This is a genomic window from Fictibacillus sp. FJAT-27399, assembly GCF_001510655.1.
Lineage (GTDB): Bacteria > Bacillota > Bacilli > Bacillales > Fictibacillaceae > Fictibacillus_C > Fictibacillus_C marinisediminis.
The window spans coordinates 351012-374676 of the sequence record NZ_LMVC01000003.1; the positions used below are offsets into that span (position 1 = coordinate 351012).

16 protein-coding genes and 1 pseudogene are annotated in these 23665 nt (G+C 43.9%); 14 read left to right on the forward strand and 3 right to left on the reverse strand.

Annotated elements, in window-relative coordinates; translation table 11 throughout:
* The first annotated feature begins 254 nt into the window (after window positions 1–254).
* Both AR335_RS15845 and AR335_RS15850 read left to right on the forward strand, forming a co-directional pair.
* A complete protein-coding gene (locus AR335_RS15845; RefSeq protein WP_062237703.1) occupies window positions 255–1679 on the forward strand; it encodes an MBOAT family O-acyltransferase in 1425 nt (474 codons plus the stop codon).
* 32 nt (window positions 1680–1711) lie between these two features.
* Entirely contained in the window at window positions 1712–2905 is a 1194-nt protein-coding gene (locus tag AR335_RS15850; protein ID WP_053356942.1) for a DHHW family protein, read from the forward strand.
* 435 nt (window positions 2906–3340) lie between these two features.
* Here the strand turns inward: AR335_RS15850 and AR335_RS15855 are convergent, their stop codons facing one another.
* Window positions 3341–4384: an MraY family glycosyltransferase gene (locus tag AR335_RS15855; protein ID WP_062237705.1), complete on the reverse strand. Its 1044-nt coding sequence runs from the start codon at window positions 4382–4384 to the stop codon at window positions 3341–3343.
* Window positions 4385–4641: 257 nt separating this feature from the next.
* Window positions 4642–5391, reverse strand: a complete 750-nt coding sequence (locus AR335_RS15860; RefSeq protein ID WP_062237708.1) for a WecB/TagA/CpsF family glycosyltransferase — start codon at window positions 5389–5391, stop codon at window positions 4642–4644.
* Window positions 5392–5943: 552 nt separating this feature from the next.
* Here AR335_RS15860 and tagD point away from each other — a divergent pair.
* The 6 genes and pseudogenes from tagD to AR335_RS15890 all read left to right on the forward strand — a co-directional run bounded on the left by tagD (window position 5944) and on the right by AR335_RS15890 (window position 15058).
* Window positions 5944–6342 (forward strand): glycerol-3-phosphate cytidylyltransferase, encoded by a 399-nt coding sequence (gene tagD, locus AR335_RS15865; RefSeq protein WP_062237710.1) that lies wholly within the window; start codon window positions 5944–5946, stop codon window positions 6340–6342.
* Window positions 6335–7534, forward strand: coding sequence for a CDP-glycerol glycerophosphotransferase family protein (locus tag AR335_RS15870; RefSeq protein WP_062237712.1), 1200 nt, complete (start codon window positions 6335–6337; stop codon window positions 7532–7534). The genes tagD and AR335_RS15870 overlap by 8 nt, the downstream gene beginning before the upstream one ends.
* Window positions 7518–9836, forward strand: coding sequence for a CDP-glycerol glycerophosphotransferase family protein (locus tag AR335_RS15875; protein ID WP_062237714.1), 2319 nt, complete (start codon window positions 7518–7520; stop codon window positions 9834–9836). Before AR335_RS15870 ends, AR335_RS15875 begins: the two co-directional genes overlap by 17 nt.
* A 29-nt stretch (window positions 9837–9865) precedes the next feature.
* A complete protein-coding gene (locus AR335_RS15880) occupies window positions 9866–10684 on the forward strand; it encodes an ABC transporter permease (RefSeq protein WP_053356949.1) in 819 nt (272 codons plus the stop codon).
* Between the two features lie 15 nt (window positions 10685–10699).
* A pseudogene (gene tagH / locus AR335_RS15885) lies at window positions 10700–11488 on the forward strand (teichoic acids export ABC transporter ATP-binding subunit TagH); the annotation flags it as partial.
* A 219-nt stretch (window positions 11489–11707) separates the two neighbouring features.
* Window positions 11708–15058: a CDP-glycerol glycerophosphotransferase family protein gene (locus tag AR335_RS15890; RefSeq protein ID WP_234293320.1), complete on the forward strand. Its 3351-nt coding sequence runs from the start codon at window positions 11708–11710 to the stop codon at window positions 15056–15058.
* 450 nt (window positions 15059–15508) lie between these two features.
* On the opposite strand, the gene AR335_RS15895 is transcribed toward AR335_RS15890, so the two are convergent.
* A complete protein-coding gene (locus AR335_RS15895; RefSeq protein WP_062237716.1) occupies window positions 15509–16576 on the reverse strand; it encodes an LCP family protein in 1068 nt (355 codons plus the stop codon).
* 452 nt (window positions 16577–17028) lie between these two features.
* On the opposite strand from AR335_RS15895, the gene AR335_RS15900 reads away from it, so the two are divergent.
* The 6 genes from AR335_RS15900 to AR335_RS25250 all read left to right on the forward strand — a co-directional run bounded on the left by AR335_RS15900 (window position 17029) and on the right by AR335_RS25250 (window position 23648).
* Complete coding sequence (locus AR335_RS15900; RefSeq protein ID WP_199805099.1) at window positions 17029–18306, forward strand: glycosyltransferase; 1278 nt, start codon at window positions 17029–17031, stop codon at window positions 18304–18306.
* 1 nt (window position 18307) lies between these two features.
* Window positions 18308–19636, forward strand: a complete 1329-nt coding sequence (locus AR335_RS15905) for a flippase (RefSeq protein WP_062237720.1) — start codon at window positions 18308–18310, stop codon at window positions 19634–19636.
* 14 nt (window positions 19637–19650) lie between these two features.
* Complete coding sequence (locus AR335_RS15910; protein WP_062237722.1) at window positions 19651–20574, forward strand: NAD-dependent epimerase/dehydratase family protein; 924 nt, start codon at window positions 19651–19653, stop codon at window positions 20572–20574.
* A 515-nt stretch (window positions 20575–21089) separates the two neighbouring features.
* Window positions 21090–22124, forward strand: coding sequence for a Gfo/Idh/MocA family protein (locus AR335_RS15915; protein WP_062237724.1), 1035 nt, complete (start codon window positions 21090–21092; stop codon window positions 22122–22124).
* Window positions 22124–23464, forward strand: coding sequence for a nucleotide sugar dehydrogenase (locus AR335_RS15920; RefSeq protein WP_062237726.1), 1341 nt, complete (start codon window positions 22124–22126; stop codon window positions 23462–23464). Before AR335_RS15915 ends, AR335_RS15920 begins: the two co-directional genes overlap by 1 nt.
* A 55-nt stretch (window positions 23465–23519) precedes the next feature.
* Window positions 23520–23648 (forward strand): hypothetical protein, encoded by a 129-nt coding sequence (locus AR335_RS25250; protein WP_255357592.1) that lies wholly within the window; start codon window positions 23520–23522, stop codon window positions 23646–23648.
* Window positions 23649–23665: the final 17 nt, after the last annotated feature.

Sequence of the window (23665 nt, forward strand, 5' to 3'; positions counted from 1 at the left end):
CTTCACTCTTACCTCTCAACACAAAAAACGTGTTGCTGTGTAAGAGCTCCAGCGCTTGTCGAACCTTTGCAGGGCGCTTCAGCTTTTCGTAATTTCCAGAAGTTTGAACTAAAAAGATGGAAACCGGTTGTCAAAAAACCAATTATCTCTAAGAATACTATGAGTGGAAAGAAATTTGTCGAATTTTTGGGGGCATTTACGGCTTCTTTAAAAAATGTTTACAAAATAAAGTACAAACGAAAGGACTTTTTTTTATGCTTTTTAGTTCAACTGTATTCTTGTTTTTATTCTTGCCAATCGTATTGGTGCTTTATTTCCTTTCTCCGCGTCCGTTTAAGAATACGGTATTGCTCGGTGCTAGTTTGTTTTTTTATGCATGGGGTGAACCGCGGTTTGCCATTATCATGCTCTTTTCCACCGCGATGAACTATGTGTTTGCACTGATCGTCGATGCGAAGCGTGAGGACACAACGAAGGTGAAGTGGATCATGGGAGCCATGGTTGTTTCTAACCTGCTTCTACTTGGCGTGTTTAAGTATTCGAACTTTATCGTGGATAATATTAACGCAATGTTGGGGACGGGCATCGATATTCCTAAGATTCCGCTGCCGTTGGGAATCTCCTTCTTTACGTTTCACGCCATAAGCTATGTGATCGATGTCTACCATAAAGAAAAAGCGCAGAAAAACCCGATCAACCTGGCGCTTTATATCGCGTTTTTTCCACAGCTGATCGCAGGGCCAATCGTCCGATATCATACGATTTCTGACCAGCTTAAAATGCGTTTTGAGACGTTCCAGCGGTTTGCTTACGGAACAAAGCGGTTCATTATGGGGTTGGGAAAAAAAATGATCCTCGCCAACGGCTGCGCTTATGTGGCTGACCATATTTTCGCCCAGAACCCGGGAAGCATGTCGACTAGTCTTGCCTGGATCGGAATCATCGCCTACTCCCTTCAGATTTACTTTGATTTTTCGGGGTATTCCGATATGGCCATCGGGCTGGCCAAGATGTTTGGCTTTGACTTTCTTGAAAACTTCAACTATCCATACATCTCACGTTCCATCAGTGAGTTCTGGCGCCGCTGGCATATCTCGCTTGGCTCCTGGTTCCGTGATTATGTTTACATTCCTCTCGGGGGAAACCGAAAAGGGGAGATGAGGACGTATTGGAACCTGTTCATTGTCTGGATGGCAACCGGAATCTGGCATGGAGCCAGTTGGACCTTTATCGCCTGGGGTCTGTATTATGGAGCATTCATCATGCTTGAAAAGGCGTTCCTCGGAAAGCTGCTCAAACAGCTGCCGCGTTTTATCCAGCACTCTTATGCTGTTTTTATCGTGATTATCGGCTGGGTGTTCTTCCGTTCTGAAACGTTCAGTTACGCTTATGCTTACATTCAGACCATGTTTGGATTCAATGGTACAGGTCTTTGGGACACACATGTTTCTTATTATCTTACCCAGTATGGAGTAGTCATCCTGCTCGCCATCATTGGATCAACGCCATTATTAAAGCTCTTGATCGACAAGGTCGAGGACAAAGCGGAAATATCCCAAGGAATCCGTATTTTCGGCCGGGATATCGCGGTGACAAGCTATTATGCTGTCATCCTCGTCATTACCGTCGTTTACATGGTGTCTAATTCGTTTAACCCATTCATTTATTTCCGTTTCTAAAAGATTTCATAGAGAAAGGAGAGGATCAAGTCATGAAGAAAAAAGCTGCTGATATTGTTTTGGTTGGATTTTTGCTGCTGTTCATCTTTGGCTTCGGATTATGGACATGGCTGAAGGATGATCAGCACGTGTCAGCCTTGGAGAACAGGGATTTGAAAATGCGCCCAGATGCGACGGTTCAGAGGCTGCTTTCCGGGGATTATTTTAAACAATTTGAAGCATATTTTAATGATCAATTCCCGGGCAGACAGGCCTTTATTGAAGCCAATGCATCGGTTGATAAATACATCATGCAGAAGGATGAGATACGGGATGTGTATTCTCTAAAGAATGGCTACCTGATCAATCCGGTGCATCCGAAAGATAAGACGAAGGAAGTAAACGATAAGGTCAATTCCTTCGCTCATACGCTGAAAAAGAAAAACATTGATGTGTATTTTGCATTGCCACCGAATAAATCCACCATTATGGAGAAAAAACTCCCGGATTACATCGAGGCTCACGGCAATGAACTGTCGGACAAGCTGATGGCAGGTTTCTCAAAGGATGTTCATGCGATGGATTTAAGGCCGACTATTCAGCCTCATCTTCAAGAGGACAATATGTATTTCCACACCGACCATCACTGGAAACCGCGTGCAGCACATTATGCGTATGAAAAGGTTATTGATGAAATGAGCAAACAGCATCCTGGTGTCGGCAAGCCGATTCCGAAAAGCCAGTTTACATGGAAAGAGGCTCCTGAGACATTTTATGGATCCGACGCACGGAAAACAACGAAGTCGTATGCTTCCAAATCGGATACGATCACGATTGCTAAGCCGAAGTTCAAAGAAAAGCCGATTTCCATCTGTTATCGAAAAACGTGCGGCCATAAATTTTATGACATGTCCAAGTTAAAGTCAGAAGGGACATATGCCAACCGTTATGAGACTTATTTCTCTGGAGATGTATCGGAGGCTGTCATCAAGAACCCCAACAAGCCAAAAGGACCTAAAGTGCTGATTCTGAAGGATTCGTATGTGAACCCGATGATTCAGTTCGTGTCCCGCAACTTTAGCGAGACACGGATCATAGATATGCGCCACTACAAACAGAAGAGCGTCTATGAATACATTGACCAGCATGATATTGATGCCGTCTTATTCGTGCACAATATCAACTCCATCAACATCACGCCAGCCTTTGTAGACTTCAAACACCCAGGCGGCGGAGAGAACCAATAACCGTGTTAATGGCGCGGTGCTAATTGTCGCGGTGTCAGGCACCGCTAATAGACAAATTGAGAAAACCATCCATACCGGGAGGACAGCCTCCTGGGAGTGGATGTTTTTTTTCTTTTTAAAATCGAAAAGGACGGCTGGGGCAGCAGTTTTTTTAAAAAAGGACTAATTAGGGGTTTTAAAGCTTACTCAGGGGCAACTAAAGCTGCTTTTTGGAGCTGAAATACTCATTTACTGTCCAAAACACATGATTTACCCGCCAAAACAGAGAAAATACTGTCCAAAATAAGAAAATACAAGCCAAAATCGAAAAAATACGAGCCAAACGGACATTATGGAAACTAACATACGGCCAGGGGCATTCACAAAAAAAAGACATCCAGCCAGACTCGCCAAAAAACCCCCTCTCCGCCAAGGAGAGGGGGTTTCACTTTCTTCCTATTTATTAGGCCGCCTGATGGCGTTCAATACGGGTCTGTAATTTTGGCCAACCAGTCCGACTCCCTCGACAACAAGCTCAATGCCTAGGGTAAGTATGGCGATAATGAACAATGAGCCCCAAAGCGTTGATGTAGAGAAGAGGATCGCTGCAATTCCGAATACTGCGCTCATCGCATAGATGAGCAATACGGTTGTGCGGTGGGAGTATCCCAGGCGCAGCAGGCAGTGATGCAGATGCGATTTATCTGGTGCGGACAGCGGCTGCTTTTGCAGAATCCGTCTGATGATCGCAAAGATCGTATCAGATATGGGAACACCAAGGATGATCACCGGGACCACAAGGGAAAACAACGTAACGTTTTTAAACCCGAGGAGTGATACGACCGAGATGATAAATCCTAAGAACAATGCTCCCGTATCCCCCATGAAAATTTTAGCGGGATGAAAGTTGTAGAACAAAAATCCAAGAGTTCCAGCTAAAACGATACCTGCAATAGCCATAACAAGGACGTTGCCCATAATAAATGCCATTGCGGCAATCGTAAACAGTACTATAGAAGAAACACCTGCAGCAAGCCCGTCCAAACCGTCAATCAGGTTGATCGCGTTAGTGATTGCCAGGATCCACAGAACCGTTAGCGGAATGCTGAACCAGCCCAGCTCCAGGCGCCCATCGAAGGGGAGGTTGATGAAATGTACCTGAATGCCTCCGGAAACGACAACACACAGAGCAGCTGCGATCTGGCCAGCCAGTTTTACTTTTGGTGATAATTCGTAAATATCATCGAGTAAACCGGTTATAATAATGATAGCTGACCCCATTAGGATGGGCATGGTATATGGGCTTTCCGGGTGTAAAATCCAGAAGCCGATTAAAAAGCTGATAAAAATAGCGAGTCCGCCTGCACGAGGCATCACTTTCGCATGTACTTTTCGGTTGTTGGGATTATCGACCGCTCCGATGAAGAAGGCGGCTTTTTTTACTAAAGGTGTTAGTATGATCGATGCTAGAAAACATACGAACAGTGTAACGTAAAGCATATGACACCTCATCAATTTCAAGATATGTTTCTGTATACTCTCATAAGGGTCGAAAAGAATTGTCTATTCTTGTAGGTTGCAACAGAAACAACATGGTTATTGTCAAAATTTTTATTTTTGTCTATCGAATTATATCATAGAAATTCCAATCTAATGTATAAAAATATAAATATTTGGAAATACTGCACAGTCCAATAAAAAATCCCCGGCAGGAGAAGCAAGAATGCTTTCCTTTCCAGGGATGGTTTGATGAAATTTTATCGGACTGGAACTTTCGTCATCTGCTGCATTTTGAGTTGAAGAACTTTAAAAGCAAATTGCGGAAGAGCGATCTGCCGTTTCCAGCGGGATGGCTGCTTCACTAGGCGGTAGAACCACTCCAGGTTCATCTTCTGCCAAACTTCTGGTGCACGCTGCACTTCTCCGGCAAGAACATCAAATGTGCCGCCGACTCCCATGAAGATACCGTGTTCGAAGCGGGAAAGATGCTGGCTGATCCAGGCTTCCTGGCGGCCGGCACCTAGAGCAACCAGGACGATGTCCGGTTTAATGTGCTCGATCGTGCTCGGGATTTTATCATCGTTCAGATCAAAGAATCCATGATGGTAACCGGCGATGGTCACGTTTGGATATTCCGCTTCAATCGCTTCTGCAGCTTTTTCAATCACCTTATCCTGACCGCCAAGCAGATAAACACTGTAGTTTTTCTCATTCGCAAGGCTTAGCAGGCGAAGGGTCAGATCAAAACCAGTCACGCGTTCAGGGAGCGGAAGTCCGAGAAGTCCTGCTGATTTAATGATGCCGATTCCATCTGCTGTCACGTAGTCCGCGTTTTTGATGACACTCATAAAATCTTCTTCTTTACGCGCCTTCATCACGACTTCAGGGTTCGCCGTTACGACGAATGCCTTCTTACGGTCCTCAAGGTGAGATTGAAGTGTATTTATAAAGTTGTTAATCGTTGTATTTAGAAAGTCTATTCCTAATATGTTCACTGTATTGTTCATAGTTAATTCCCCACTTTTAGTGATTAAATCATGCACAGCCTCTGCAAAAGGACTAGGTTTGTCCGACGTCCTGTCTGCAGCTAAATGCCTAGAGCATTCAACAGCTGTTTAATATGTGAGTTGCATTTATTCCGAATGAATCGAGTGAGCAAGAAATAAATGTCATTGTTTATTAAGACCTTGTAAAAAGACCTTAAAGATTATATTATAAGTATTGACGTTCCAAAGGGGAACATCTTTTAAAACCTAGTATACCATGAAACTTCTAAGTTTGTAAAAAGTATATTAAGATTTCGTTAACGTAAGGCTGAAATGAGCTTATTGTCGGCCGCGCAGTGCTTTAACGCTATTATATAAAGAAGCTTTTAATTTGTATTCCCTTTATATTATTCATAAAACATTTACAATAAGTTAATAAAACGTCAAATCCATGCGAAGAGATTAATAGCGAGAGAGACAAGCATCGATATAATTTACAAAATATTTACCTGTTATTAATTTATTGGAAGAAGGGTAAATACAACTAGATCAATTTAAGGAGAGGATTGTAAGATGAAAAAGGTGTTAACATACGGTACATTTGACCTGCTTCATTGGGGGCATATCAACTTATTGAGAAGAGCAAAAGATCTTGGTGACCATCTGACTGTTGGTTTATCAGCAGATGAGTTCAATGCGATCAAAAATAAAAAATCATACCATAGCTTTGAGAATCGTAAAATGATTTTGGAGTCCATCCGTTATGTGGATGAAGTCATTGCGGAAAAGACTTGGGACCAAAAAATCTCTGATGTCGTAGATAACAACATCGATATTTTTGTAATGGGTGACGATTGGGAAGGGAAATTTGACTTCTTGAAAGAGTATTGTGAAGTGGTTTATTTGCCGCGTACGATCGGAATCTCGACTTCTCAGATCAAAAAAGATCTACTTACTGTTAAAAATGGTTAAAGAAATAGCTATCTGGCTGTATCTGTTTTACTTCAAGCTTCAGTTTACATTTTGTAAACTGTTTCCTGTGCGGAAGAATAAGGTAACCTTTGTTGTCTCTTTTGGGGATAACTCCGTGTTTCTTTATGAAGAATTGAAGAAGCTGCAGCCGGATAGCCATATTGTTTTTTTGGCGGCGAAAAAAGCGATTCCTAAATTGCAGCCCTACCAAAACAGTGCAAAACTTATCACCTTTGAAAATTCGATAATGAGCATGGCCAGGTCGGCGTATCACCTGGCAACTTCCAGAGTGGTCCTGGTAGATAATTATTTTGGTTTCCTGTCAGTCACCAATTTTAAGAAAGAAACAGAATGCATACAGCTTTGGCATGCCGCGGGCGCTATTAAAACGTTTGGACTGAAGGATGAATCCATTTCCTTTAGAAGCCGGCGTGCGCATAAGCGGTTTTTACATGTTTACAAAAACTTTCACAAAGTCGTTGTTGGATCGGACGCGATGGCTGATATATTTAAAGAAGCTTTTCAACTTTCATCCGCCAATTTTTTACGGACCGGTGTACCAAGAACCGATCTTTTTTTTAGTGGAAATCGGACGAAAGCTGTTAAAGAAAAACTATATCGGGAAAATACTGTTCTGAAAGACAAAAAAGTGATTTTGTACGCACCGACCTATCGGGATGACCAGTTGGATGAGTTTGAACTGCAGCTTGATCTTGATATGCTGCAGCGTGAACTTGGAGCAGAATATGTGCTTCTGATCCGCAGCCATCCAGTACTTAAGAATAAAATAAATGTTGAAGAGCAGTATCCCGGCTTTGCATTTGATTATTCCACCGGTTCTGATATTAATGAAATTTTATTGATTACCGATATTTTAATTAGTGATTATTCTTCCATTCCTTATGAATTTTCATTATTAAACAGACCGATGATTTTTTACCCGTACGATCTAAAAGAGTATAGTAAAACAAGGGGGCTTTGGGACAGCTATGAAAAACTCGTCCCGGGGCCGATCGTGTTTGACAGCCTCGAAATGGTAAAGGTAATTAAAGAAAAGGGTTATGACATGAATAAGGTTCAGCAATTTTCGGCCATGTGGAACCAATATCACTTCGGGCACTCGAGCCGGTTATTGGCTGAATATATTCTTGAAACAGAAAGAGAGAGAAACGTAAATGCAAGCGGAAGCTAACTTACAGATCCAAGAAGGTTTTGCACCCACCAAAAGAAGAAAATGTATTCTTCATAATATTGAATTCAAACAAGATATTGCTATCGTAAAATATCTTTTGAAATACAATCCAGTCTTTCAGGAGCCTTTAGCCGGGCACCTTCTATTTGTTGAGCGTATGTCAGGCCGTGAATGGCAGATTCCTTTTATGGTGTTAGAGGCAAATGAACAATATTATGTCCTTGAATCCAGGCTGGATCAGGCTGAAATGGTAAAAGGGCTTGTTTGGGACGTTTACCTCATCATTCATGCGGAACAAGCAGTGTCTCCTGACGAACAGGAACAGCCAGGAGACGTTAATGCAGATGATGACGCAGACGAAGGGGAAGCTGCTGAAGAAGAAACAGCAACGGATGCTGACAGTGACAGCGTAAACGAAAATGACAGTGAAGATGATCCCGAACCGGAAGAAACCATTGAAGAGTTTGGAGTTATCGAAAAGAAATACCGTATGAGGACGAAGCATTCATTCCTTGAACTTGGTTCTATAGTCGATCCTGAAACGAAGCAGGCGATTACACCTTATACGACGAACAAAGGAAACCTTTCCTTTAAAGTTCATAACCGCGGTCCAGTTGTTAAAGTGGAAAATGCGGAGCTTGATAAAAGAGGAAACGTGACGCTGGAAGGGTTCTATTTTTCTCCTTTTCCATACGAAAATGAAGAACTGGAAAAAACGTTAGTCATCGGAGGCCCTGAAGGCTTTGAAGAACGTGTGATTCCGTTCGAGAACGTTGTACGGGAAGATCTTAATCCTTACTATCAGGTGCAGCAGCCATATAAAGCAAAAGGCTTTAAGGTGCACCTCCATGTAAAGGATCTGTGCAATACAGATGAGACTTCATTGACATTCCGCCTCTATTTCAAGTGGGAGGATGAGGACACTGCGGGGCCGGATCAAGGAGATTTGGCAATTCCGCTTCAGCTGATTTCTTTTAAAAGAAGGATCAACAAGTATATTATTCTCAATACGGACAGCGGAAAGAAGAAGGTCTCACTCATTGCACGGAAGAAAACGAGATCGATGCTCATTAAGGTGGTTCAATACAGCTTTGTGCAAGAGCTGAAAAAGAAAGTTCGCCGCACAATAACAAAGGCAAAACAGCACAAAAAGACGAAAAAAGCTTATATGGTTGCCTTTAAGATGGCTGGCTATCTGCCTGTTAAGAAGAACCTGGTCATGTTTGAAAGTTTTCTCGGCAAGCAGTACAGCTGTAATCCGCGTGCGATCTACGAATATTTAAAAGAGAACCGTCCTGAACTTGAGCTTGTCTGGAGTGTTGATGGAAGAAGTATCAGCAAGTTTGAGAATGCCGGCATCCCTTATGCCAAACGCTTCTCAATAAAATGGCTCTTTAAGATGGCACGCGCCCGCTATTGGGTGACCAACAGCAGGATGCCGCTATGGATTCCAAAAGCCAAACATACGGTTTATTTCCAAACGTGGCATGGAACACCGCTTAAGCGTCTGGCCGCTGATATGGATGAAGTTCATATGCCTGGAACGAACACAAAGAAATATAAAGCGAACTTCCATAAAGAATCAAGCAAATGGGACTATCTTCTATCACCTAACGCTTATTCGACCGAGATTTTCCGTCGCGCGTTTAATTTCAATAAAGAAGTAGTGGAAGTCGGCTATCCGCGGAACGATGTACTCTACACGAAGAACAATCCTGCGGCCATCAAGGAACTTAGAGAAAAACTTGAGCTTCCTCAAGATAAAAAGATTATCCTTTATGCGCCAACATGGCGTGATGACCAGTTCTACGGCAAAGGACGATATAAGTTTGATCTTGAGCTGGACCTTCTGCAATTGAAGGAAAAATTTGGGGAAGATTATGTTATAGTGTTAAGGATGCATTATCTTGTGGCGGAGAACTTTGATCTGTCGCCATACGAAGGTTTCGCTTATGATTTCTCTTACCATGGGGACATCAATGAGCTTTATCTCGTATCTGACGTCATGATTACCGACTATTCTTCTGTGTTCTTCGATTATGCGAACCTGAAGCGGCCGATGATTTTCTTTGTTTATGATATCGAATCGTACCGCGATAAGCTGAGGGGCTTCTATTTTGACTTTGAACAGCTTGCTCCGGGTCCGCTCGTGAAGACAACAAATGATGTCATTGCAGCAATAGAGAAATTTGAGTCAGACGGATTTACGATTCATTCAGAGATCTTTGATGACTTTTATGAACGATTTTGCTACCTGGAAAATGGACAATCTTCTCACAAAGCCGTTCAAAAAGTATTCTAAACCAATCTCTTTGGGAGAGGATTACGAAAATGATTTCAGCTTTTAAAGTACTAACAGAACAACTTAACAGCTTTTACCTGATGATGCGTTTGTCCATGTATGAGCTTAAAATTAAAAACAACAATAACTATTTGGGGATGCTTTGGGAGATCCTGAATCCTGCCATACAGATCAGTGTGTATTGGATCGTCTTTGGGATGGGAATGCGAAGCAACCGTTCGGTCGATGGTGTGCCTTTCCTACAATGGCTTGTTGCAGGGATTGTCATCTGGTTTTTTATCAGCCCGGCCATCCTGCAAGGGTCAAAATCGATTTATACACGAATTAAAATTATCGCGAAGATGAACTTTCCATTAAGTGTTATTCCAAGCTATGTTATATTTTCGATTCTATATCCTAATGCTATATTATTGGGAATCATAGCAGTTATCTTTCAATTTACTGAAAAAGGAAAGATCTCATTATATTATTTGCAGCTTCCTTATTACATGCTAGCTGCGGTAGCACTCGTTTTTTCACTGTCATTGATCACCTCGACACTGTCAACGATCGTACGCGATGTACAGATGTTTGTGCAATCCATCATGCGGATGCTGTTTTATGTGACTCCAATTCTTTGGGATCCATTTAACAATCCAAAATTGCCGCATTTTCTAAAATTGATTGTAGAAGCCAATCCTTTTACTTATATTGTAGAAGGGTACCGGGATGCCCTCTTAAGCAAAGGCTGGTTTTTCGGTGATAAACTCGAATACACGCTGTATTTCTGGGGACTGGTGCTGGTTCTGTTCCTTATTGGTTCCACGCTGCATGTGAAATTAAGAAACCGATTCGTGGATTACTTATGATGCGGAGAGATGGACATGAGTAAAACTGTTGTAGTACGCAATGTAACGAAAAAATTTAAAATGTATAAAAAGCCCGCTGAAAAGCTGCTGGACATCATTCTGCCCAACGGATATGGCGAAGATTTTTATGCGATTCAAAATATAAGCTTTGAGGCAGATCAAGGCGATGTCATCGGCATCGTCGGGGTCAATGGATCAGGGAAATCCACGCTTTCCAACTTGATCTCCGGGATTATCCCGCCGACGTCGGGTACAATCGATCTAAAGGGAGAGGTATCGCTTATTGCGATCGCCTCTGGCCTGAACAACGAGCTGACCGGCCGTGAAAACATTGAGCTGAAATGCTTGATGCTTGGCTTCAGCAAGCAGGATATCAAAAAGCTTGAACCGGAGATCATAGAGTTTGCTGAAATCGGAAAGTTTATCGATCAGCCGGTTAAAAAATATTCGAGCGGGATGAAGTCGCGTCTCGGGTTTGCTATTTCTGTGACGGTTGATCCTGACATCCTCGTGATTGACGAAGCGCTTTCTGTCGGTGACCAGACGTTTGCCGATAAGTGTCTCGACAAGATGAACGAATTCAAAGAGCGTGGAAAAACGATCTTTTTTATCAGCCACTCCATGGGGCAGGTAAAGAAGTTCTGTGAAAAGATTCTTTGGCTAGAATACGGAGAAGTCAGGGATTACGGCCCAATGAAGGACGTACTTCCGAAGTATCAGGCATTTTTAAAAGAATATAAGGCGATGACAAAAGAAGAGAAGAAACGATTTAAAGAACAAGTGCAAAGAAAGCAAAGCGGACAGCCGCCAGTGGATAAAAAAGAGTTGCAATCAACGAAATAATATATAACTGAAAATAAATTGGGTGCTGCTCTTGAAAAAGAGAATGCATCCTATTTTTTTTAGACAAGATAAGGGAACTTGATACAGTTTCTAACCATAATTTTTCTTTAAACGAAAATGAAAAAACAGATAATGATCTACGGCAACACAAAGGTTCATTTAGAAAAAGGAGAAGTAATGATGAAGAGACAAGGGGATTTCCTAAATCGTATGATTAAGCCTTTTACACCACAACCCAAGATAAAAAAAAGAAACTCTTATAAACAAGCCTTGACGATCCATCAGGACTACGAAATTATTAGGCTGACCGGCCGGTTGGGTAAAGCAGATATTATTGCAAAAGAACTGCTTCTTTCCTCGAGGGAAGATGGAGAGATGATTAAAGTAGCAGAAGGAGGCACTTCGCCAGATTTCACTTTTGAATTCTCCATTCAGCAGATTCTTCCCTATTTTAAAGAAGGGGAAAAGAGCAATTTTGATCTGTATCTAAATATACAGCGACCTAAAGAACACTTTACCGAAGAATCCTTTACAAAGATTGAAGAACGGGCGGTTTTGCAAACGAGAGACGATGAAGGTACAGATGTCATCTACCCCGTCCGCCTCGGCCGTTTTAACGAAATGGAGGTACTGCATTACGTTCCTTATGAGGATCAAGGTCTGCAGACGTTCATTTACGTAACAAAGAAAGGCAACGTGTCGCTGGCTGCCAACGCTATGGTCAGGCTCAAGCCAAAGGTGCAGATCGATGAGATTGTCATCCGTAATCACCAGCTATCCTTTAACGGAAAGCTATTTACAAGGGATGCAAGCATCAAGAAAGCTGTATTGCTGCTGAAAGGGCGCGATACAAATAATGAAGTAAGAATAGATGTTACTACGGAAAAATTAAGTGAACAGACGTTGAATAAATACGGGATGCACCGTTATAAGTACGAAGTGGAAGCTGACTTTCAAAGGATTTATGAAGATTTGGCGTTCGGACAGGACATCTATGATTTCTTCTTTGAACTAACCTTTGATTTTGCTGAAGAACCTCTGCTGATCCGTATAGGAAAACCACGTTTTAGAGCGAGGAACTTCTTAAAAGATGGCTATGTTGAAAGAGGACAGAATATCTATGCTTTGACCCCGTATTTCACATTTAAAGGATTTAATCTATCCCTTCAGGCAGATGAATTCTCTCACGAGGCTTACTGGTATATGAAGAAAATTAAGCGATGGTCATGGCTCCTGCGCCCATTTTACCGCAGCCAAAACATATGGCTTGTCGGTGAGCGGCCTTATAAAGCACAAGATACAGGATTTCATTTCTTTAAATATCTCAGGGAGAAGCATCCGAAAAGAAAAGCGTATTACGTGATCGAAGAAACGTCGCCTGAATTAAATCATGTGAAACCGCTTGGCAATGTTCTCTATTATAAGTCCAAGGAGCATATATTCCATGCATTTATGGCAAGAAAAGTGATTGGGTCTCATCATCCTGATTATCTGTTTCCATTACGCACGAAAAGCTATAAAAAGGCGATTAAAGCAACAAAAGTCTTTTTGCAGCACGGTATTATGGGAACAAAGAACATGGTCGCCAATTATGGAAAGAGAGCACCGGGATTTGATACAGATCTATTTCTTGTCAGTTCTGATTTTGAAAAAAATATGATTGTCCGTGACTTTGGCTACCCTTACGATGAGGTTAAAGTTACGGGGCTCTCAAGGTTTGACAGCCTTCTTGCAGGAGACGTGGAGACGAAACGCCAGATTCTCATCATCCCTACATGGCGGGACTGGATCATCAATGACGATATCTTTTTGGAAAGTGAGTATTTTGAAAGATACCGGGAACTGATCAATCATCCAAAACTGCATGAACTGGCCGACAAACTGGGTTTTGAATTGATCTTCTGCCTTCATCCTAACATGCAGAAATTCACTTCCTATTTTACAGGTACGCGCGTGCGCATCATCAGCCAGGGGGAAGTGGATGTCCAGCGGCTTTTGAAAGAATCGGCTATGATGATTACCGATTATTCATCGGTCGGTTTCGACTTCAGTTTTCTTCATAAGCCCATTTTGTATTATCAGTTTGACAAGAACCGTTTTATCGGGAAAAGACGCTCACACCTTGATCTTGAAAACGATTTACCCGGTCAGATTGTCTATGAAGTGGATGACATTCTTGATGAAGTAGAAAAGTATGCGAATCAGCAATTTAAAGCTGAAGAAGAGTATATTCAGCGTTCGGCTAAGTTTTTAAAATACCGCGATCGGCATCATAATGATCGGATCTATGAAGCGATTCAAGAATTTGAACCCCGTAAGAACTGGTTTGTGAAGCTTAAAGAAAGTGAGCTTTTTCAGGTGTTGTTTAAACGGTACAGAAAGAGCAAATATTATTTTCCTACCATGCGTTTGTTCTATAATGCTGCGCGGCGGTTGATGCCTGTTGACCCAAACCTGATCGTTTTTGAAAGCGGGGTAGGCAAGCAGTATGCCGACAGCCCGCGGGCGATCTATGAAGAAATCGTCAGCCGGGGATTGAACTATAAGAAGGTATGGATCTATAACAAGAATATTAGATTTTCCGATGAGAACACGAAGATTGTTAAGCGGCTCAGCCCGAGCTATTATTACTATCTCGCTAAAGCACGCTACTGGGTGAACAATCAGAACTTCCCGACCTATCTTGGGAAACGCCCGCAAACGACGTATATCCAGACATGGCACGGAACACCGCTCAAGAAAATGCTGTTTGATATCGAAAAGGTTGAAGGCCGTGATGAAGGTTATGTTGAGCGTGTGCATCGGGCGACGAAGACATGGGATTATCTCATCTCACCAAGTGCCTATGCAACGAAAGCCTTCCGCAGTGCGTTCCGCTATGAAGGCGAGTTGCTGGAGATCGGCTATCCGCGCAACGATATCTTTTACCGCGATGACCGCGAGCAGCTGGCCGAAAGGATCCTCCAGCGCCTGAACATCCCAGAGGGAAAAAAGGTTATTCTCTACGCGCCGACCTTCCGGGATAACCAGACGTCGAAAAACAATAAGTTTACGTTCGAGCTGCAGTTTGATTTTGAACAGATGCAGCGAGAACTCGGCGATGAGTATGTGCTGCTGCTTAGGATGCACGTCGTTGTCAGCAATAAAGTGTACATTCCGGAAGAATATCGAGACTTTGTGTACAATGTATCGAACTATCCAGATATTCAGGAACTTTATCTTGTGACTGATGTTTTGATCACCGACTATTCTTCGGTCATGTTTGACTTTGCGAACATGAACCGCCCGATTCTGTTCTTCACCTATGATTTCGAGATGTACCGTGATCAGCTCCGCGGCTTTTATATGGACTTTGAAAATGAAGCGCCCGGCCCGCTGCTGCGCACATCTGATGAAGTAACAGCGGCGATCAAGAACATTGATCAGGTGAAGCATGACTATGAAGGCCGTTATCAAGCCTTTCATGAGAAGTTTTGTTCACTGGAAGACGGGCATGCGGCAAGCCGTGTAGTGGATCGGTTTTTTGATTAAGTGGATTTAAGAGGATTGGAGCCCGGATCTGGGTGCTGCTTGAGGGCAGTGTTCAGGTTCGGGTTTTTTTGTTGTGGGGAGGTGGGGCTTTGACGAAATCATTGTGTTAGAACCGGTCGAACGATGTCGAGCTTATCTTGTTCGATAATATATTGGGCGTTTTCGATAATATAAGATAGCTGCGATCCCGGACGACAGATGTTTCCCTCTGATATGCCTGATTTTGGCCGAAATAACTCGAGAAATGCTCTAAATTAGCTGACATAAGGCTGACGGAAAAGAATAAACCCTAATTAGTCTTCATTTTTATATAAAAACTCACCCAAAACAAACTGAAAGCCAACTAAATCATACAAAATCGCACATCCGCAGCAAAGCCCCAACATCCTATCAAACCCATCACTTCACCAAACCCCCAAAAAAAAGCCGGCCCCGATGGCCGGCTTAAACTTAATTTCCGTTGCTTGCTTCCGAAGTGCTATCTGTAGTGGAATCGGTACTGCTGGAATCTGTTCCGGTACCCGTTCCGCTGTCCTGTGTGCCTGAGCCGTCATAAGCAAGATGCTCTTTCAGCTGGGCGGACACATTTTGTACGGATTGTTCGTTTAAGGAATAGTAATAAATATTATTGATTCTTGCGTCTGTTCCTTCTAATTTAAGCGATTCGACATCCCCTATGGATTTCGCGTATTTGAGAAGTGCGAGCATGTTGCCGAACGTAAAGTTGGTGGACATGTTGTCGCCGACGTTCTCGATAAGCTTGCCGTATTTAGGAATCGATTTGATCTGTGTTGATTCTTTAAGGATAGCTTCGACAATCTGTTTTTGCCTGTCTCCGCGCATGATGTCTGAGTCGGCATGACGCGTACGCGCGTATGCGAGAGCTTCCTCAGCGTTTAGCCTTTGCTGGCCTGGCTCGATTGTGATGGCTCTAGGACGGTCCTTGCTGTCCTGTTCGACGATTTTCTTCTGTACGTCGACATCAACGCCGCCAAGTGTATCTACAATCTGCAAGAATGCATCAAAGTTTACTCTTACATAGTAGTCGACCGGGATGTTGAACAGATGTTCCACTGTATCCACGGTAAGATCCATGCCGCCGAACGCGTGGGCGTGGGTGATCTTGTCCTTGTTGATGCGCCCCGGAATCGTAACGTAGGAGTCACGAGGGATGCTGACCATTTTTACGGATTTTTGATCACGGTTGAAGGTAGCAAGGATGAGGGCGTCTGTCCGGTTGCCTTCAAATCCCTTTTCTCCTTTACGGTGTTTGCTGTCATCGATCCCTGCGATAAGGACGGAAAAGTTGTCCTTGCCCGGGTCGACTTCATTCATACGCAGCTCGGATTTATCCCCCCGTGAAAGGGTCTCCTGTGCTTTGGATGATGCATTGGCTAATTTATAGGTTAAATAAGATCCGAAACCGACTGTTCCTAAAAGAATCAGAATCAATGGGAAGACGATAAACTTTATACGTCTCTTTTTCTTCTTCTTTTTCCGCATTTGTTGACGGTCCATCTATAGTAATCTCCTTTTCTTCTCTACATCTATATCTATGGTTTTGTTGGTCTGTTATTTTCTTTTCTGGTGACAGAATAGGATCGTACAGACAAAGCAACTTCGTAATCCTTGTCGAAATGGCTCGACATAAGGAACGTAAATTTATGGAAGCATACAATAAAGATACCTTTAAAGTTGTGTAAATACAATAAAAATCATATAAAGAATATTACAGTTTAATGAAGAATTCGGTAACTGTAAAGACAATCGGACAAAGATTTACAAAAGCTTCATGAGAAATTTAAGTTGAGTTAATAAATGACCCCTATCATGATAGTTCAGGCCTCCGTTAGGCTTTTTATGCGAAAAACGGAATTGCAAAAATAAAAATCGGCCTGCGAAAGATTAAGAGAACAGCCTTATACATGCTCTTTTTGGCAAGAATGATTAAGAGCTTCAGGATTCAAAGGATGGTGAACACATTGCAGAATGGCATAAAAACAGCAAGAGAGCACATGATCCTGATAACCAACCGTTATCCTTACCTGCCCGGGGAGCAGTTTTTAGAAACCGAAATGAAATACATGGAACACTTATTTGAAAAGATTGAAGTTGCTGCTGTAAACGGAACCGGAGAGCAGCGGCCTGTTCCTGAAAAAGTGCAAGTCCACCAGCTGCCGGGAAGGCCTGGGGGCCCAAAAAAGTACATTCATACGTTTTACAGTGTGACGGCAGATCCTCAGGGACGCCGCTGGCTTTCAAGAGAGCTTCCAAAAGCCCGTATGTTTGGCAGCAGAGGGTTGATGCAGGTGGCTAACTGGCTGAGCCATGCAATTCGGATCCGTGATGAAATCAAGAGAAAGTGGCTGGATGATCCGAATTTTGATATAAGCAATTCCGTTTTTTATTCGTACTGGCTGACGCCTTCAGCGGTAGCTCTTGCGATGCTGAAGGAAACGCACCGGGATCTTTTTGCGGTATCCCGCGCCCACGGAGGGGACGTGTACGATTACCGGCATTCACTGCCTTATCTGCCGTTTCAGGAAAGAGTGATCTCGTCACTCGATTCGGTGCGGATGATTTCTGATGACGGAAAGAACTATTTTGAATCGAAATATCCAAACGCGAATGCTCATCTTCTCGTGAACCGGCTCGGGACTGAAAAACCTGGCTTTACCGCAGCCCCTTCACAAGACGGAATTCTCAGGATTGTTTCCTGTTCATACGTAAAGCCGGTAAAACGGCTGAATCTGTTGGTGCAGGCGTTAAAACAAACGGCATCTCCGATCCACTGGACGCATATTGGAGACGGTGAACAGCGGGAAGAGATCGAAAACAAAGCGAAAAATGAGCTGCCGGAACATGTTACCATCGATTTTAAAGGACATTGGAAGCAGCAGCAGATCTTTGAATTTTATCAGTCACAGCCGGTTGATCTTTTTGTGAACGTGAGCGAGAGTGAAGGAATTCCCGTGACCATTATGGAAGCGTTCAGTACTTCTATTCCGGTCATAGCGACAGATGTCGGCGGTGTAAGGGAACTCGTTGATGAAAGCAATGGTTTCTTGGTTCCGTCAGAGGTATCGTCTGCTGAGCTGGCGGATGATATCGAGCGATTCGCCGCGCTGCCGGATGAAAAGAAAATGAAGTACCGTTCGAACGCCTTTGCAAAATGGGAAAAGGAATATGATGCAAAGAAAAATTACACAGACTTTTTAAAAAGTGTAAAGAAAGGGAGCGGATCGTGATATGAGCGACGGCAATCGAAGCTTCGTCAGAAACAGTTTCTTAACTTTTTCTAGACAGGTGACCAATATCGTCATCGGCATATTGCTGCTTGTCGTGCTGGCCAGGATTCTGGGACCTGCCGGACAAGGTAAGTATGCACTGATCACCCTGCTGCCGACAGTTCTGCTGACCTTTTTGACGCTCGGCATCAACACGTCGACGATCTATTACATCAGCAGGGGAGACGTGAAGCTGAATACGGTCTACAACAATAACATCATCATCGGTACGCTTCTTAGCCTGGTCAGTATGGGGATCGGGGCGATTGTGATCTTCTTTTTTTCGGAAAAGTTTTTCAATCACACCCCTCATACGCTGCTGTACCTTTGCTTATTGGCATTGCCGTTCATGTTTTTGCGCGAGTATTTTCAGACGGTCTTTCAGGGCTTGCAGGATTTTAAACTGTTCAATACGGCCATGGTCGTGAACCAGGTGGGAATTCTCGGCTTTGTCGCTGTTTTCGTCCTTATTTTCAGGCTCGGCCTTCCAGGGGCGATTATGGCGTTCATCGCCGGGAACTTGATCAACGTCGCCTACATGGTCTATCAGCTGAAGAAAAAGCATAGACTGCGTTTTAATATCAGGGGATTCTCTTGGGAGTATTTCCGCAAATCTGTCAATTACGGGCTTAAAGCGCATATCAGTAACTTTGCGAGCTTTTTGAACTATCGTATCGTTGTTTTCCTCATCGGGTTTTTCATGGTGGATTCAGCGGTAGGGATCTACGTAACCGCAATGAATATTGGGGAGAGGCTGACTATCTTTGCGGCTTCTATATCCAATGTCCTATACCCAAAAATCGCAGCCATTGAAACCGATGAAGAGAGAAACCATCTTACTTCTCTCGTATCAAGAAACATTATGGCGATTACGTTAGTCATTGCGCTGATTGGGACTATTGTAGCAAAGGATCTGATCGTTACGCTTTTTGGACATCAGTATGAGAACAGTGCGAGCCTGCTTCAAATCACTCTGCCCGGTGTGGCGCTTCTGTCGGTCGAGAAGATTCTGTCCAATGACATTGCCGGCCGCGGAAAGCCCGAGTTAAACATGTATCTTTCCATCTTCAATGTGCTGTTTAATCTGGTGCTGAACGTGGTGCTCATTCCGAGGTATGGAGTGACCGGAGCCGCATTTTCTGCGACGATCACGTATTTTGTCAGCTTCCTCGTAAAGGTCGTCTTATACAAAAAAGTGACAAACGAGCCGTACCACCGCTTTTTGCTGATCAAGAAAAGCGACCTGCGGCTCTATAGAACGGTTATTCGAAAACTAAAACTCAGGTACTGACGGGAGGATTCAGCATGAATGTATTAGTAACGGGCGGAGCAGGATTCGTCGGGACATTTACGAAAAACGCACTGATGAAGGAAGGGCATACCCCGATTTTGGTGGATAACTTTCTGACGGGAAGCGAAAGCAATGTAAACACGGAAGATGTGATCATCCAGAGTGATATTCTTGATCCCTCTCTGCCGGAACGGCTGCAGCCTTATGAAATTGACGCGATCATCCATCTGGCGGCCCAGACAAGTGTGCCTTCTTCCGTAGCAGACCCGCTTAACGATATGAGGATGAACATTGAAGGGACGGTTCGGATGCTGGAGCTGGCCAAATCTCTGAATGTGAAGAAGTTTGTCTTCGCATCAACAGCGGCCATCTATGGCGATAATGAAAACGCGCCGCTCAAAGAGGGTGAGCATTTTCAGCCAACTGCTCCATACGGGATTTCAAAAGCTACATGTGAAATGTACATCGCCAACTTTTGCGAAACACACAGCATCGGCTACTCGATACTTCGCTATTCCAACATCTATGGACCGAAGCAGACGAAGGATGGAGAAGGCGGCGTTATCAAGATTTTCCTTGATAAGCTGCTGAGCGGACAGCCGGTCTCCATTTATGGCGACGGCCATCAGACCCGTGATTTTATCTTTGTTGAGGACGTGGCCCGGGCCAATACCGCTGCCTTGTTATGTAAGGACGGCATCTTTAACGTGAGCACGAACGAAGAGATCACGGTGAACGAGCTGTACCGCGTTATGGCGAAGGAAATGGACAGCAGCCTGGAGCCTGTTTACGGAGAGCCGCGTGAAGGTGATATCTACCGCAGCTGCCTCGACAACCGCAAGTTCATGGCGCTTGTGAACTGGAAGCCTGAGGTGCCCCTTGCAGAAGGTATCCAGGAGACAGTGAAACAGATGCAACGTGCAGAGAATTTAACATAAATGCACGGACAATAAGAATATATATATAGCACTCTTCTTTTTACAGAGGGGTGCTTTTCTTATGGGCTCATCATGTTCTGCCTGTTTGAGGGGGTCGATTCACATCTGGGGAGAATCTGCTTTATTAGGCTGTTTTTCACTTCATTGACAGGTTAATTGGAGTGCAAGGTGCGAGACTCCTGCGGGGTAAGCGTGACAGGTGAGACCCAAAGGCGCTTGCGCCGTGGGGCTCAGCGCACGCCCCGCGGAAAGCGAGCAGCCTGGAACGGAAATTAACCACCCTCAAGAGCAACAAAGGTTGCGAAAAGAGCGTTTTATTAAGAAAATGTAAATCCTATACCGCATGGCACGACAAGCCTTATCGGAAAAAGCCCCATCCTGCACCGCCTTTTGTAAATGACCTTAACAATCTCTTAACCGAGAATTTACCTGAAATTCCTTGGAAATAATATAAAATGAACGAAGAAATCTAGTGAACAGAAAGTTATTGTTTTTAATCAAAAGGAGTTTTGTCGATGCTTAATTTTGCGATTGTAGGATGCGGACATATTGCGAAGAAACATGCAGAAGCCATTGACCGGGCAGAAGGCGCAGCACTTGCTGCTGTATGTGACATGATCCCGGAAAACATGGAGTTCTATAAGGAAACGTATAACGCCAAAACGTATACAGATTATGCGGAGCTGCTGGCCGATAAGGACATAGACGTGATTAACATTTGTACCCCGAGCGGCTTTCATGCAACGCTTGCCGTACAGGGAGCGGAAGCGAAAAAGCATATAGTCGTAGAAAAGCCGATTGCTCTTTTAATGGATGATACAAATGCCATCATCGAAGCGTGTGAACGCAACGATGTGAAGCTGGCGGTCGTTCACCCGAACCGATTCCGACCGGCGATGAAAAAGCTGAAAGAAGTGGTCGGGAGCGGCAAGCTGGGAAAGATCAGCCACATTAACGCAACGGTCCGCTGGAACAGAAACCAGGCATATTACGATCAGGCGCCATGGAGAGGAACGAAAGGATTGGACGGCGGAGTACTCATGAATCAGGCCATTCATAACCTGGACCTCATGCTCTGGATGATGGGTGATGTGAACGAGGTGTTCAGCATGAGCGCCACTCGCATCCGTGACATCGAAGCAGAAGATGTCTGCACCGGGCTCGTGAAGTTTACGAGCGGAGCCCTTGGAGTGGTTGAAACAGCCACCACCATCTACCCGAAAAACTTTGAAGAATCACTCAGTATCTTTTGTGAAAAAGGAACCATTAAGATCGGCGGTCCTACTGCAGTCAACGTGGAACACTGGAACGTTGAAGGCACGAGTGAAGAAGAAACGGCCGAACTTAAGAAAATGATAGAAGAAGATCCATTTGGAAAGCCCGGCCATCAATGCATCATCGAAGACATGGTCGAGGCAATAAAAGAGAACCGGGAGCCGATCGTAACAGGTGAGGATGGCAAAAAAGCGTTAGAACTGGTCCTTGCCATGTACGAATCAGCAGAAACCAATCAGCCTGTCAAAATGCAACCTCAGGAGGTTTTAAACTAATGGAAACTCTACAGACTACACAGCGAGATGTTACAAAGCAACTATTGAACAAGATCGAAACGAAAGAGGCTGTCATCGGAGTGGTTGGCCTTGGTTATGTCGGACTGCCGCTTGCCGTTGAAAAAGCAAAAGCAGGCTACAAGGTAATTGGCTTTGACGTTCAGGAAAACCGTGTTGAAATGGTGAATGACGGAATCAATTATATCGGAGACGTTGTGGACGAAGAGCTGGCGATGCTTACTTCTTCAAAACAGATTCGTGCGACAACGGATTACTCTCTGATCTCAGAAGTGGATGCCGTTGCGATCTGCGTGCCGACTCCATTGGATATTTACCGCCAGCCGGATACATCCTATGTAGAGAGCTCAGGAAAAGAAATTGCACAGTTCCTTCACGAAGGCATGCTGATCGTCCTTGAAAGCACAACGTATCCAGGGACGACGGAAGAGTTGCTTCGCCCGATCCTTGAATCTTCAGGCTTCACGTGCGGAAAAGACTTTCACCTCGCATACTCGCCAGAGCGTGTCGATCCTGGAAACAAAGTGTTCAATACGAAGAATACCCCGAAAGTGGTAGGCGGAGTAACTCCGGAATGTACAAAAGTGGCTTCTGCTCTCTACCGTGCTGTACTTGAAGGAGAAGTGCATGAAGTTTCCAGTCCTTCAGTGGCTGAGATGGAAAAAATTCTTGAGAATACCTTCCGAAACATTAACATCGGGCTGGCGAACGAAATGGCCATCCTTTGTGACAAGATGAACATTAATGTTTGGGAAGTGATTGATGCCGCTAAAACGAAGCCATACGGATTCATGGCCTTCTATCCAGGACCTGGGCTTGGCGGACACTGCATTCCGATCGATCCATTCTACCTCACTTGGAAAGCACGTGAGTACAACTACCATACCCGCCTGATCGAAACAGCGGGGGAAATCAACAACAGCATGGCTGACTTCGTGATCGAACGCAGCATGAAAATTTTAAATGAGGAAAAGAAAGCGATGAACGGCGCGAAAGTCGTTATTCTAGGAGTCGCTTATAAAAAAGACATCGAGGACATGAGGGAATCACCGGTCATTCCGATTCTTGAAAAGCTGGATGCAGCGGGAGCCAATTACACTGTTGTTGATCCGCACGTTAACACGTTCCGCTACATGGGCGGTATCGTGGAAACTCATGACCTTTCCAAAGAAGTACTTGAAAGTGCCGACCTTGTTCTATTAACAACCGATCATACAACGTTTGACTATGAACTGATCGCTGAACACAGCCCGGTATTGTTCGATACACGAAACGCGATGAAAGATCTGTCAGCGAAAGTGAAAAAGTATCACCTTCTATAAGCTTGTACACTTATAAGATGGTTGTATGTATAATCTTTGTTGCTCTTGAGAGGGGTTGATTTCCGTTCCAGGCTGCTCGCTTTCCGCGGGGCGTGCGCTAAGCCCGCAGGAGTCTCGCACCTTGCACTCCAATCAACTTGTCAAGGAAGATCTTACTAAAATCTTTCAAAGATCCAGTCTTTAGACCAAAAATAAAAAACC